10 protein-coding genes and 2 pseudogenes are annotated in these 14552 nt (G+C 32.3%); all 12 read left to right on the forward strand.

Annotated features, from left to right (window positions below):
• Nucleotides 1–5: 5 nt before the first annotated feature.
• Nucleotides 6–440 (forward strand): annotated as a pseudogene (locus WY13_RS11295) (class II aldolase/adducin family protein); the annotation flags it as partial.
• A 380-nt stretch (nucleotides 441–820) separates the two neighbouring features.
• Nucleotides 821–1774 carry a DUF6625 family protein gene (locus WY13_RS11300; RefSeq protein WP_063555754.1) on the forward strand — a complete coding sequence of 318 codons (954 nt, stop codon included), beginning with the start codon at nucleotides 821–823 and terminating at the stop codon, nucleotides 1772–1774.
• Nucleotides 1775–1839: 65 nt separating this feature from the next.
• Nucleotides 1840–2784: a glycosyltransferase family 2 protein gene (locus tag WY13_RS11305; RefSeq protein ID WP_063555755.1), complete on the forward strand. Its 945-nt coding sequence runs from the start codon at nucleotides 1840–1842 to the stop codon at nucleotides 2782–2784.
• A 1244-nt stretch (nucleotides 2785–4028) separates the two neighbouring features.
• Complete coding sequence (locus tag WY13_RS11310) at nucleotides 4029–5339, forward strand: O-antigen ligase family protein (protein ID WP_063555756.1); 1311 nt, start codon at nucleotides 4029–4031, stop codon at nucleotides 5337–5339.
• A 47-nt stretch (nucleotides 5340–5386) separates the two neighbouring features.
• On the forward strand, nucleotides 5387–6022 hold the full coding sequence (locus tag WY13_RS11315) for a CatB-related O-acetyltransferase (protein WP_063555757.1): 636 nt from the start codon (nucleotides 5387–5389) through the stop codon (nucleotides 6020–6022).
• Between the two features lie 119 nt (nucleotides 6023–6141).
• Nucleotides 6142–7629, forward strand: coding sequence for a flippase (locus tag WY13_RS11320; RefSeq protein WP_063555758.1), 1488 nt, complete (start codon nucleotides 6142–6144; stop codon nucleotides 7627–7629).
• A gap of 104 nt (nucleotides 7630–7733) precedes the next feature.
• Complete coding sequence (locus WY13_RS11325) at nucleotides 7734–9227, forward strand: hypothetical protein (protein WP_063555759.1); 1494 nt, start codon at nucleotides 7734–7736, stop codon at nucleotides 9225–9227.
• Complete coding sequence (rffA, locus tag WY13_RS11330) at nucleotides 9220–10350, forward strand: dTDP-4-amino-4,6-dideoxygalactose transaminase (protein ID WP_063555760.1); 1131 nt, start codon at nucleotides 9220–9222, stop codon at nucleotides 10348–10350. The genes WY13_RS11325 and rffA overlap by 8 nt, the downstream gene beginning before the upstream one ends.
• Nucleotides 10351–10698: 348 nt before the next feature.
• A complete protein-coding gene (locus tag WY13_RS11335; RefSeq protein WP_156499021.1) occupies nucleotides 10699–11397 on the forward strand; it encodes an acetyltransferase in 699 nt (232 codons plus the stop codon).
• Between the two features lie 225 nt (nucleotides 11398–11622).
• A complete protein-coding gene (locus WY13_RS11340) occupies nucleotides 11623–12747 on the forward strand; it encodes an ATP-grasp domain-containing protein (RefSeq protein ID WP_242866452.1) in 1125 nt (374 codons plus the stop codon).
• Nucleotides 12748–13368: 621 nt separating this feature from the next.
• Nucleotides 13369–13443 (forward strand): annotated as a pseudogene (locus WY13_RS21820) (hypothetical protein); the annotation flags it as partial.
• A gap of 48 nt (nucleotides 13444–13491) precedes the next feature.
• On the forward strand, nucleotides 13492–14547 hold the full coding sequence (gene rfbB, locus WY13_RS11345; protein ID WP_063555762.1) for a dTDP-glucose 4,6-dehydratase: 1056 nt from the start codon (nucleotides 13492–13494) through the stop codon (nucleotides 14545–14547).
• The last annotated feature ends 5 nt before the right edge of the window (nucleotides 14548–14552 follow it).

A 14552-nucleotide genomic window follows, 5' to 3' on the forward strand; every position in this document is an offset into this window, starting at 1 on the left:
CAATCATGTTTGAAAAGCTAAAAGAAGAAGTTTATAAGGCTAATATGGATTTAGTTGCTAAAGGTGTAGTGATTTGTATTTGGAGTAATGTTAGTGGTATTAATTATGAAAGTGGTCTATTAGTTATTAAGCCATCAGGAGTAGATTATGATAGTATGACACCTGAAAATATGGTTGTAGTTGATTTAAATGGAAATGTAGTAGAAGGTAAATGGAGGCTTTCCTCTGATACGGTTACACATATTGAATTATATAAGAAGTATCCGACTATTGGTGGAGTTGTTCATGCTCATTCAGTAAATGCTGTGGCATTTGCACAAGCAGGAATGTCTATTTCTGCACTGGGTACCACTCATGCTGATTATTTTTATGGTGATATTCCTTGTATTAGAGAATTAACAAGAGAAGAAGCAATGGAAGTATATGAGGTTAACACAGGAATGAGCTTCTGAAATCCAAGAACTCAAAGAAGTTATGGGCAATCTGGACGATCTGTAGAACAGCCAGTAGGAAGAAGAAATTTGCAACAAGGTCTGCCATTGTAACCGTCAGTATTGGAGATCGGTTCGGTTTCTCCGGTTATGTATAAGTATATCTAGGTACTGACATGGTGGGTCATTCATCACAAGTTGAAGTTTCAGATCAAGAAAAAGTATAGTATGTACGAAAGTAAGATTGTGCACGATCACCGTGACGGTAAGGCACGACCTGGTGAAGCAATTGTAGTGAATGTAGTTGCCACAGACTAATCAATAAGGTATGCCAATATTGGCACAATATCATCATAAGGAATAAAGGAGTAAAGGAGTAAAGGAATAATATGGTTATGACATATAATATTGCAATTATCGTATGCTACTTTGGTCAATTCCCTGAACATTTTCCATTATTTATATTGTCTTGCAATGCAAACCCGACAGTTGATTTCTATATTATTACCGATCAATTTGTCAAGGACGTAAAGAATGTTTACTTTATCACAATGCCTTTTTTAAAATTTAAAGAAAATGTCCAAAAATGCTTTGATTTTGAAATTACACTGGATAAGGCATATAAAATATGTGATTATAGGCCAGCTTTTGGTGTAATTTTTAGTGATTTACTTCAAAGATACGATTTTTGGGGGCATTGTGACATTGATGAAATCTTTGGGGATATTCGTGGCTATATTGACTATAATATTCTCAACACGAATGACAAAATCTATCAAAATGGACACTTGACTTTATATCGTAATGTTGATCGAATAAATCGGGCATATTGTTTGCAAGGCGGACCAGATTATCACCGCATTTTTACAACAAGAGTAAATTGTGTCTTTGATGAAGGTGAAGGCATCCAAAAAATATTTGATGCAAACAATATATCAACATATAAGGATTTCCATTGTGCAGATATATCAAGAAAATATCATCAATTTCGGTTATGTGCTTATCTGCCGAAAAGTAAAGACCAAGAAAAATTTCAGGGCCAAATCTATTATTATGAAAATAATAAAATATATCGTGCATATGCAGTTGATTCTCATATAGAAACAGAAGAATACATTTATATTCATTTTTCAGGAAGAACCCCAAGGCTTTTTATTGATAAAAATGCGAATATATTTTTTATTACTAATACAGGACTTTATCCTAAAATCGCTGGGACTGTGACTTTAAATGATATGCAAAGATATAACAGCTATAATTTTTCAAAAGAGATGCATGCACTGGGATTGTATTATTGGAAAAAGTGGAACAGACGCTTTAATAAATATGTCCTGCATAAATAAGTGTCATTCTCTTTTGTTATCTATATAAGAAAGGATAATTTCAAAATAAGAAAGGATAATTTCAAATGGGAAAAGCTAAAATTTCTGTTTTAATGGCAACATATAATGGTGAAAAATATATCGAAGAACAACTTAACTCATTATTAGTACAAAGCCGTGAAATTGATGAACTTGTAATTGTAGATGACTATTCAACAGATGCAACGGTTTGTATTATTCGAGATTTTATTGATAAACACAAAAAGAATGATTCTTGGGTTATTTATGAAAATGAAAAAAATAAGGGATGGAAAAAGAATTTCCATGAAGGTATATCGTTAATAACAGGATCTGTTCTTTTCTTTTGTGATCAGGATGATATATGGCTTACTGATAAAATAGAATGCCAAATGAAAATTTTGGAGCAACATCCTGAAATAATGGTACTTGCATCAGAGGAAACAGTATGGTATGGAGGAAACAAACCAGAAGTTACCAAGCTGTCAGACCATGCGACTTTGGAAAAGATAGAACTTGGATGTAATGCTGAAAATTATATGATACAATGTTCTGGTTGTACAATGGCAATTCGTAGAGAATATATTAATAGAGTTTTACCATACTATATCGATCGATGTGCTCATGATGACATATTCTGGAAAATTGGATCTTTAGATGGAAAATGTTATTTTTTACATGAGTCTACAATTCTTCATCGCATTCATGGCAATAATGAATCTAGGAAAAGGGGAAGGACACTTAAAAAATCAATACAGAATTGTCGAAATGAAATTGACACTGGTAACCAAATGATAAATTATATGCAGACATATTCTGTACCGAATTATTCAGTAAAAAAAGGTACAGTTGAGAATGTGATAAATGCTTATCGTTACAGACTAGGGCTTTTGGAAAAGAAAAAAGTATCTTCAATTTTGCCGTTGGCTACAAGGTATTCTATGATTTTTCGTAGAAAGAGGCAATTGGTCGGAGATATTTTGTTGGCATTTGGATTAAAAGAGCAGTTATGATTTGGATGTTATAGTTAAGTAGTTATACTCAACGTGATTTTTGAGCAGTAACCACAAATATGTGAAACAGTTATTATAAAATTTTATTATTTAGGCCCTTAAAGAATCAGAGGAAAAGTTATCACTGTCATACATTTAGAATAATGATAAACTTTTATAGACTTCCTAAACCAAAATTATATGTAAGTATATTTGAACTAAAACCATCAATTAGCTATATTCTATAAATGATAATATAAAGAGCTTCTGCCTTAATTGAGGATGTACAGTTCTATGAAGGTTGCACATTGGAAAGACGATAAAATTCTTACTGCTTGAAATAGCAGTCAACATAAAGCTTAGCCAACAGTGTTGTACCGAGTCTTGTGTTGTTTATAGTAATATAAGCTGTGAAGCATAGACAGGAAAATTGTAGGTCAGAATAAAGTGAAAGGAAAAATTAAGTCCCGATATTGAACCAAATATGTGGAATAGCCGACTTTTTCTCTATGAGGAAGGCAGAAATCAAAATTCGTTTTCGCGGGAATGTTTAATTGTTCCCGTGATTCGTACCCACGGCATGTAATTAAATGAAATTTATAGCAACAAGGAATAGGATAGGATCTAACAAGCTGTATTGGACCTTACCCACTTTGATAGATATGGGGGAACTTTGTTATTAAAAAGAGGTTTGATATAGAAGAAATGTCTAGAGATCTAAAGTCCAGTGGATTTAATATGGAAGGTACCTGGACAAACAATTTTGTATATTTTGAAAATCTGTATCTATGCTTATGTATAGCATATACGTGGATGATAGTATGAGGTGGTGATTGTTATAAAAATAAGAAGAGCAAAATAATAGGAGTAACTAAGAAAATAAAAAATAAGGCAGTTAGAATATACAGTTTATTTAGAAGTGGATTAGCATGGTTTAATAGATGTTACGATTCTGATAGAAAAAAATGCAGATTAAAATTTAGTTTTATACTTTACGATATTTAACATGGTAAAAAAGTAAAAAACTTACTTAAAAATACGGGACAAGTATACTTATACTAATGGATATAAACTTCATTTATATCCATCATTTACCCAAATAACTGTCCGTAAGTCAGGGTTTGAAGGACACATTTCAATATTTAATTGATTTTGCATATGGGAATATTATAAGCTACAAATTAAAGCTGTATGCTAGATGTGATTATTGTGGAAGGAGCATATGGTTATACACGAAATAAACGTGTGAGTCATAGTAGGAAATTATGATAAAGAATAAGAAAATTGGAATATTTTTGTTTTTGTTTTTTGTGTGCTATATTGTTTTGCCTAGTTATTTTGCAATAGAAATTTCTGCTAGTTTTCCGTTAATTACTATGAGTAGAGTTCTTTTAGTGATACTGTGTTTAAGTTATATATATAAATGCCGTGGTAGAATAAAACTGTCTATTGCTAATAAGAATGCAGGTATTAATAGAAAGCTGATTATTTACTTTGCAATTGTTATTGGAATCAGTATATACTTTTTGACAACAATTTTTAACGCAGCGTTAGATCAGCTGATGAGTATTTTTATTGAAGAAGTATTAGTGATTTGGATTATATCTTGTACAGTAACTACCAAGGAGAAATTGATTAGATGCTTGGAAGTTATGGTGTACGCTTCAGGTGTAGTTGCTATCGTTTCAATCACAGGATTATTAGTAGGCGAAAATCCTTTTTATTATTTGAATACCGTTAGCAGAGAAATGCTGATGGCCAATTTCAGCAGAATGGGATTGATGCGATTGGAAGCTGGATTTGGACATGCAGTATATTATGGTTTATATTGCACTGTGATGATACCAATTGCTATGTATTTTTATGAAAATAGTGGGCGAAATAGATTCAGATACATGGTTTGTATAATACTGAACATAATTGCGTTGGTATTGTCTAACTCCCGAGGAACACTTGTGGCGTTTATTTTAGTTGTGTGCATAATGTTGTTTCAAAAGAAAAGAAATCAGTTGAAAAAATATCAGATTTTTATTATTTCTGCCGCTATGGTATTTGCTATTGCTGTAATATTTGTACCGGAATTATCGAACTATATTTCTGATGTTTTTAAATCTTTAGTATATATCATTTCCCCATCAACAGGAACAATTGATAATTATGGAACAAATGCTGATGGTTTGACATCTAGAATGGCACAGCTGTCAGGTATTACTTGGACTTTTAAACAGAGTCCAATTGTCGGCCTTGGACCAGACGCCATGAAGAGAGGGGTATTAAGCTATTATTGGCTAGGCAATTGGCAAGTTACCAACACATATGATATAGGCTATGTCAAGATTTTTTGCGAATATGGAATTTTGGGTAGTATTGGCTTTTTAGTACTTTACTCAATGATTTTAAAGCTTTGTATTGGGAAAAAGTATAAGAATAATGATGGTATAGCTGAGATGTTCAAATTTTGCTTTTTGGCATATTTTATCAGTATGTTGTCGGTAACGGGAGTCGATAAGTTATTTTGGGTTTTAGTTGGGCTTCTTATTAGTTATGTGAATATTTGCTTATCGGAAAAAGCCTAAGTGACAATAAAACGTGATGAGTGTAAGAAAGTGAGGTAGGTAGATATATGATAAATAAGTTAATAGTTAGAGTGAAGAAATTCTTTCGCTTTTTAATATTAAAATATCATTGGAGAAAAAGAAATAAAAATAACTTTACTTATCCAGGACACAATTGTAATATTAATGAGATTGATATAGGTGATTATACATATGGATGTATAAATGTTCAGACGTATGGTTGTGAAAATGCTCATTTAACTATTGGTCGGTTATGTTCAATTGCACAAAATGTGAAATTTATTTTAGGAGGAGAGCATAATCTGAATACTATGTCTACTTATCCATTTAAAGAAAAATTATTTGGAAAAAAAGGAGATACATTATGTAAAGGAAAGATAATTGTAAGTGATGATGTTTGGTTTGGCGAAAATGCAGTTATTTTATCGGGTGTGACAATCGGACAAGGAGCAGTTATAGCTGCCGGTGCAGTTGTAACAAATAGTATTCCACCTTATGCAGTGGTGGGTGGTGTGCCGGCAAAAATAATAAAATACCGTTTTGCAGATGATATCATTAAAGAATTGTTGAAAGTTGATTATTCTAAATTGGACAAGGAGTATTTGAGATTGCACATAGAGGACTTATATGAACCATTGAAAAAATCTGAACAGTTGACTTGGATGTTGAAAAAGAACAATTAAAAAGCAGCTAGAAATTATGTATAAAAAGCATGGATAGGTAATAATTAAATTTATCGTGTTCAAAGCGAGTAGTAAAAGATACATTATAATACAATAGGATTTAACAGAGGAGATTATATATGAAAAACAACCAGGGGGAAAATAGTCCAAGTATAAAGAAAAATACATTATTTAACGTTATTAAGACAATATCTTCTATCATTTTTCCTATAATTACTTTCCCCTACATATCCCGTGTGTTGCGAGCTGAGAATGTAGGTAAAATAAATTTTGGAAATTCAATTGTGAGTTATTTTTCTCTTATTGCAACACTAGGTGTTACAACATATGCTGTTCGTGAATGCAGCCGTGTAAAAAATGATAAAAATCTCCTAGGCAAGATAGCCAGTCAGATTATTTCTATTAATATATGTACGATGGCTTTTTCTTATTTCATTTTAATATTGTGCTTGATGTTTATACCTGTAATAAAAGATTATGAATTATTAATCCTGATTCAAAGTGTTTCAATTATTTTTACTACGTTAGGAGCAGATTGGCTTAATACAGCCATGGAAGATTTTAAATATATTACTTTAAGAACATTTATATTTCAATTTTTAGCACTTATTTCAATGTTTTTATTTGTCCATAAACCAGATCATTATTTAATATATGCTATTATTAGTGTACTCTCATCAAGTGGAGCAAATATTACGAATATTTTTTATAGACGTAGGTATTGTAAAGTTCGGTTTACTATGAATATGAATTGGAAGCGACATTTTCCGCCAATCATATTGTTGTTTGCTATGTTACTTTCACAAAATTTATTAAATAATCTTGATACAACGATGCTGGGTATAATGAAAGGTGATTATCAAGTTGGGTTATATACTACTGCGGTGAAAATAATTAATATTGTCAGTCAAGTCGTGGCATCGATAGCATGGGTTGTCATGCCGCAATTGAGTTACCAATTTGCTCAAAAAAATTATAATAAAATTAATAAATTGCTACATGATGCAAGTGCATTTACTGTCGCATTGGGGTTACCATGTATTGTTGGAATAAACGTTTCTGCACCTGAAATTATTGAGATTATTGGAGGACAAGAATATCTTAGTGCAGTTCCTTGCCTTCATATTTTAACGATTTCTATGGCAATAGGTTTTTTGAATGGTATTTACGGTAATATGATATTGCTTCCTTCTAAACGAGAAAAACGATTTATGATAGCTTGCTTAGTGAGTGCAGGTGTGAATATGGTTACAAACTATATCTTTATTCCGTACTTTGGAATCAATGCAGCATCGGCTATGACTGTACTTTCCAGCATGGTTATTACGATAATTGTGACATCTGGAATTGAGAAAGATATTAAATTTGGGAATATTATGGAAATGTTTAAAGCTCCACTTATGGGAAGTTTAGGCATTATAGTTATTGCTATTATTTCAAAAAGTCTTATTAGCAATTTTTGGATTAAAATATTTGTGGTGGTAGCATGTAGCATCACTTTTTATGTAGCAGTGCTTATAGGAATGAAAAATGAATTTGCAATGAGTATGCTTATTCCAATTATTCAGCGATTGAGTAAAACAAGGAGAAGAAAATCTACACTTTAATATACTAATTAACGATTGTTAATGCTGATCATGATTGAAAAGCTTTAATAAAAATATAAATAGACATTCTTATTAAAGTAAGATTGAAAGGAAATAAAACATAGATGTATAGAAAAGAGAAAGATAAAAAAGTTGGTGACATAATTTCTAAATTAAAGAATACTAGTATTACCGCAATTAAAAAAAATAATTATGAAAAAGCACTTGCTGCTATTTCTGCATGTGCCAATATTCTATACGAGTATAATCAGGTATACGAAGATGATGAACTGGAGCAAATGCTGTTGCAAATTGGAAAACAGATTATAAAATGTGATTCACAAATCTATAATCAATTAAAAAACAGTAATACAGTTTTATTTTATGATTCATTTGGAATGGATTTAAGAGGTCATGTTATTGTCTACACTAAAGCAATAGTTAAAAATGGATATCATTTGGTGTATGTCACAAATGAAAAGGCCAGAGATAATCAGCCTAATCTTAAACGAGAACTTGAAGGATATGATGTTGACTGGATTTATATAAATATGAATAAAAGTTACTTAGAATGGATTACTAGTTTGTTCTATATTTTCGAAAAAAATAAACCACAAAATGCTTTTTTTTATACAACTCCATTTGATGTTGCGGGTACGGTTGTGTTCGATAGACTAGAGAATTATGTTTATAGATATTTGATTGACCTTACAGATCATGCGTTCTGGTTGGGTAAATATGCTGCAGACTTATTTATCGGTAGCCGAGATTTGGCAGCGAGCATATCATTTTTTCACAGAAACATAGAAAAAGACAAATTGGCTATGTTAGATGTTAATCTATATGTTAATTGTAATATGAAATTAGGACCGATGCCATTTGATGTTGATAAAAATAAATTTATATTCAGTGGAGGGTCGTTATATAAAACATTAGGAGACCCAGATAATAAATTTTATGCAATTGTAGAGCACGTGTTGGTAAACAATCCAGATATATTTTACGTGTATGCTGGATTCGGTGATGATAGCCAGCTAAAGAATTTACAATACAAGTTTAAAGGAAGAGTTTATCATCTTCCAGAAAGAACTGATTTTTATCAAATCATGGAGAGATGTATAATATATCTTAATACCTATCCTATGTTTGGTGGGTTGATGATGAGATATGCGGCAAATGCTGGAAAAATTCCAATTACCTTGAGGCATAATAATGATGCAGATGGTTTATTATTTGATCAGAATGACCGTGAAATACAGTATGATGATTTTGATACACTGGTAAAAGATTTAGATCATTTATTAAACGATAAAGAATATTTGAATACAAGAGAAAAGAAACTGAATGGTGCTATTATGACAGAAGAATGTTTTGTCAGAAACATAGGTTTATTAATTAAAGAAAAAAGAACAGAATATTGTTATCATATTCAAGAAGTAGATACTGCAGATTTTAGAGACGAGTATAGGCGGCGTTATGACTGCAAATATGGATTTGAACATGCAATTGCAAAATCAATTAATCGATCGCTTATAATATCTTTTCCAAAGTTTTTTTTGAAAAAGTTTGTATCTAAGTTAAAAATTAAATTTACAGAGAGGAAAATAAAAGATGATTAATTTTAATGTGCCACCTTATACAGGTGATGAGATGACATATGTGAGGAACGCAATTGAATCACATAAAATTTGTGGTGATGGTAATTTTACAAAGAAATGTCATGTTTGGATGGAGGAAAAATTTAATGCCCAAAAAGTACTTCTGACTACTAGTGGTACAACGGCACTAGATATGGCATTGATTCTTTGTGATATTAGACCAGGAGATGAAGTTATTCTACCTAGTTATACTTTTTCTAGTACAGCAACAGCTGCTGTATTAGTTGGCGCAAAACTTGTTTTTGTAGATATTCGACCTGATACAATGAATATTGATGAAACTAAAATTGAAGAGGCTATAACTGATAAAACCAAAGCTATTATTGTTGTGCATTATGCGGGTGTTGCTTGTGAGATGGATGCTATAATGAGTATATCAAAGAAACATAATCTAAAAGTTGTAGAAGATGCAGCTCAAGGCGTAATGAGTATGTATAAGGGGCGGTATCTAGGAACAATTGGAGATTTTGGATGCTATTCATTCCATGAAACTAAAAACTATTCAATGGGTGAAGGTGGTGCACTTGTTATCAATGATTCTAAATACAACGATCGTGCTGAGATTTTAAGAGAAAAAGGTACAAATCGATCTAAGTTTTTTCGAGGACAAGTTGATAAGTATACATGGGTAGATTTTGGGGACAGCTATTTGCCGAGTGAATTAAATGCCGCCTATCTCTGGGCACAGTTGTTGAGAGCAGAAGAAATTAATGATAATAGAATGAATACTTGGAATCATTATTATGATGCTTTACAGAAACTTGAAAATGAAGGAAAATTATTACTTCCAATTATACCTGATGGCTGTACACATAATGCACATATGTTTTATATAAAATGCAAGAATATTAAGGAGAGAACTGACTTTATTTCATATATGATGGAACAGCAGATTTGTTGCGTATTCCATTATATTCCACTGCATTCTTCACCAGCGGGGATGAAGTATGGAATTTTTTCAGGTGATGATTTGTATACTACTAGTGAAAGTGAAAGGCTTGTTCGTCTTCCTATGTACTATGGACTTACAGAAGACGATTGTAGGAAGGTTATATCATCGGTTTATAAATTTTTTGAGGTGTAGGTTGAAATTTAAAGTATGAACTGATACTAGAATAAACGGCCGTAGCAAACAAGCCACCTTTTGATGACTTCAAAAAATTGAATAGAAGTTCTTAAAGATCATAGGGAGAAACAGCATTGACTGACAGCCTAGCATTTAAACAAGATAGTTTAAATAAGGGTAAGGTTGTGTACTCAAAGGTACACTTATTTGTGATTGAAAAGGATGTATGCACATATAAAAGTACGGTTATCTGACAAGTCAGACAGCCCACTCACCTTCCCGTGATTTGTAGTTTATTGATATCTCTATGCATTGATTATAAAATAAAATTCGATCAAAGTGACATATTTCATCACGTTTTGTGCCTTGAGCAAAGCGAAAGGAATGGATATAAAAATGAATGAAAAAAAACTGCTACTATACGGAAATGGAGATTTCGCTCATTTAATGAAATGGTATATTGAAAATGACTTAAAACGAGAAATCGCAGCCGTTACAGTAGAAAGTAAATTCATAAAATCGAAAGACTTCGAAGGGCTTGAGGTAATACCTTTTGAGAACTTTCGAGAAGGACATTATTTAAGTAAAGATTATGAAATATTGATATGTATTGGATACAATCAGATGAATGAAGTACGTCAGAGCATATTTTGGCAATGCAAAAAATTAGGCTTTGAAATCGCACAGTATATTCATAGTTCTGCTAATATTGCCAGTAATGTTCAGATGGGAGAAGGAAACATTATCTTAGAAGATAGCCTTATTCAACCATTTGTATCACTGGGATTTGGAAATTTAATATGGTATAAAACTGCTATAGCACACGACTGTTTGATTGGAAGTTTTAATACTTTAACAGGAATGTCATCTATTAGTGGTTTTGTACAAATAGGTAATAATTGTTTTATAGGTAATAATGCAACGATTAAAGATAAAATTTCAATTGCTGACTATACATTGATTGGAGCGGGTGCGTATATTAGCAAGAGTACACAGCCACATAGTGTATATGTACCGCAAAGATCCGTTAAATTATTTAAAGATAGTATGGATATTGAACTTTAATGAGTTAATAGATAAGTACTTATACAAATTATCTAAAAGGGCAAGTGCCATAGAATAGCTAATACCTTTGTCAGAAATGATTTTCAATAGTTTAAAAATAGGATTTAGTGTTGGAGTGGTTTGCTCTCAATCCTTGTTGAATGTTCTGAATAGTGATGCCCATAATGCTACAAATCACTTACGTCAATTAAAACTATGTATAAATAGGAAGAGAGGAAGTGATATATGATGAATAAACAAAGAAAAAATATTGCAATTATAGGTGCTAGCTACTTTCAATTACCATTGATAGAAAAAGCAAAAAAAATGGGATATATTACACATGTATTTGCATGGGCGGCTAACGATGTAGGCGAAAGTGTCGCAGACTTCTTTTATCCTATTAGCATAGTGGAAAAGGAACAAATACTTGATAAATGCAAAGAAATAGGGATTTGTGGTATTTGTAGTATAGCGTCAGATTTGGCGGCAATCACAGTAAACTATGTGGCTGAATCATTGGGATTAACAGGCAATACTATGGAAGCTGCTAAAATTAGTACAAATAAGAATATGATGAGAACTGCATTCAAACAGAATGGTGATCCTAGTCCCAAGAGTGTGATGGTAGATGAAAAAACAGATTTATCTACTGTATCACTTGCGTATCCAATTATTATTAAACCAACAGATCGAAGCGGAAGTCGTGGTATTTTCAAGCTGGAACAGCCCGATTTTGCTTCACTAAAAAAAGCAGTATTCGAGTCGATAACTGATAGTTTTGAAAAAAAGGCATTGATTGAAGAGTTTGCTGAAGGAAAAGAATACAGTGTTGAGTACATTTCATTTAAAGGTGAACATCATTTTTTAGCTATGACAGAAAAGTATACAACAGGTGCACCTCATTTTATTGAAACGGGTCATTTAGAACCAGCGCCTGTAAGCAATGATGTTTTAGAGAAGGTTAAAGCTGTTGTTGTTCATGCATTAAATACGTTAGGTATAAAAAATAGTGCATCTCACTCAGAATTAAAAATTGCAGATGATGGATCAATCCGTATAATAGAAATTGGAGGCCGAATGGGTGGAGATTGCATAGGTAGCGATTTAGTTCGTTACTCTACAGGAGTAGATTTCGTACGGGCAGTAATACAAGTGGCTTGTGGCGAAATGCCCGATCTTTCACCGGTATGTACTCCACAACCTGTCAAAATTAATTTCATATTTAATTATAAAGATTTGTATGAGTATAACCGTATAAAGAAAGAAGAACCAGAACGCCTATTAAAAGAAGTGTATCTTGACGAAAAACTATTAGATAAAGCCACAAATAGTTCTGATAGAGCTGGTTGTTATATTGTAAAGGCATAGGATAATTGCAAAATGGAAATAATGAGATTTTAGCAAGCTCGTCCTTCGGACTTCGCAAAAACTTCTGGGGCATGTGAACAGAATGTGAACGGAAGCCTAAAAGGCTGCGAAGATGGGACATGTGATGGGAATGGTTAGCAATAGAGCTTGTCAACAAAGTTTCCAATCTCTGTAAGGGGTCAGACCCTTGTAAAAAAGTGAAAGTAAAATAAAAGGAAAAACAGAGTAGATGGATATTCTGTTTTCCTTTTTTTGCTGATAAATGTGCATTTAGTTAAGTTAAAAGAATAGTAGCGTTGAAGTAGCAAGATCATCATGTTCAAGATTACAGGCTTTGGGGGAATTAGCAATCTCAGTCAATCAAAGCTTTTCTTCGCAACGCCTCCCGGGGGTCGTGAACAAAATTTATCAAATAATTATATAGGAGGCTTAGCATTATGAAAATAGGGACGCTCTGCTCATTTTCAAAAAAGACCAGTCACAAAAGTTAAAGAAAATTATACAAACCTTAAAAAAGAGAAATGATAGTAGAGTAGAATATCAGGTTCAAGATTATAGACCTTAAGGCAGTTATAAGGTTCTGGAGGAAGAGAAGAATTCCTTTAAAATCAAGAGAATCCACGAAAGATACCTCTTGAGATTATTGAAGTTCAGATAGGCAACTATTTAGAGGAAAATAATTATGGAAGAAAATAAGAATAAATTAATTATATAACTTATATGAAAAAAAAGGGGAATGACAATATGAAAACATATTTAGTAACGGGAGGAGCAGGCTTTATTGGCTCTAATTTTATTCACTATATGCTTAAAAAATATTCAGATATAAAAATAATAAACTATGATAAGCTAACCTATGCAGGTAACCTTGAAAACTTAAAGTCTATATCTAAAAATCCTAACTATATCTTCATTCAGGGAGACATATGCAACAGGAAAAAACTTCAACAGCTGTTTCAAAAGTATGATATAGACTATGTGATAAACTTTGCAGCAGAATCCCACGTAGACAGGAGCATAAGAGATCCTGAGGTATTTGTAAAGACAAATGTATTGGGAACTGTGGCACTTTTAGACACTGCAAAAAATGCATGGATTGTACAAAATGGATTTAAGCAGGGCAAAAAATATCTTCAGGTTTCTACAGATGAAGTCTATGGTTCTCTTGGAAGTGAAGGATACTTTACGGAAAAAACCCCTCTTGATTCTCACAGTCCTTACTCTTCTAGCAAAGCTTCTGCTGACTTGATGGTAAAGGCATATTTCGACACCTATAAAATGCCTGTAAATATAACAAGATGTTCCAATAACTATGGGCCCTATCAATTTCTAGAAAAGCTCATTCCACTTGTTATAAACAACTGCTTAAATAAAATGCATATTCCCGTATACGGTGATGGACTTAACATAAGAGATTGGCTTTATGTAGAGGATCACTGTAAGGCTATAGACATGGTTATACATAGTGGCCCGTGCGGCGAAGTGTATAATATAGGTGGGCACAATGAGAGGACAAACATTCAAATAGTTAAAACAATAATTTCATATATACATGACAATGTAGATTCTTCTGTAGGTGAAAGACTTATAAAGTATGTAGAAGATAGAAAAGGACATGACAGGAGATACGGCATTGATCCTACAAAGATTAAGGATAAACTTGGATGGTATCCTGAAACTAAATTTGAAGATGGTATAGTGAAAACTATAAAGTGGTATTTGGGTAATAAAGATTGGATGAATAATGTGACTTCTGGGGATTATAAAAAGTACTATGAGAAAATGTACAAAGATAAATAGCAAGG

This window comes from Clostridium ljungdahlii, assembly GCF_001636845.1.
GTDB lineage: Bacteria > Bacillota > Clostridia > Clostridiales > Clostridiaceae > Clostridium_B > Clostridium_B ljungdahlii_A.

What these genes read in the sequence shown, in the direction of transcription:
- WY13_RS11320 (WP_063555758.1), top strand. Translation starts at nt 6,142, where the DNA reads ATGAAAAACAACCAGGGGGAAAATAGTCCAAGTATAAAGAAAAATACA.
- WY13_RS11315 (WP_063555757.1), top strand. Translation starts at nt 5,387, where the DNA reads ATGATAAATAAGTTAATAGTTAGAGTGAAGAAATTCTTTCGCTTTTTA.
- WY13_RS11340 (WP_242866452.1), top strand. Translation starts at nt 11,623, where the DNA reads ATGATGAATAAACAAAGAAAAAATATTGCAATTATAGGTGCTAGCTAC.
- WY13_RS11310 (WP_063555756.1), top strand. Translation starts at nt 4,029, where the DNA reads ATGATAAAGAATAAGAAAATTGGAATATTTTTGTTTTTGTTTTTTGTG.
- rfbB (WP_063555762.1), top strand. Translation starts at nt 13,492, where the DNA reads ATGAAAACATATTTAGTAACGGGAGGAGCAGGCTTTATTGGCTCTAAT.
- rffA (WP_063555760.1), top strand. Translation starts at nt 9,220, where the DNA reads ATGATTAATTTTAATGTGCCACCTTATACAGGTGATGAGATGACATAT.
- WY13_RS11305 (WP_063555755.1), top strand. Translation starts at nt 1,840, where the DNA reads ATGGGAAAAGCTAAAATTTCTGTTTTAATGGCAACATATAATGGTGAA.
- WY13_RS11300 (WP_063555754.1), top strand. Translation starts at nt 821, where the DNA reads ATGGTTATGACATATAATATTGCAATTATCGTATGCTACTTTGGTCAA.
- WY13_RS11325 (WP_063555759.1), top strand. Translation starts at nt 7,734, where the DNA reads ATGTATAGAAAAGAGAAAGATAAAAAAGTTGGTGACATAATTTCTAAA.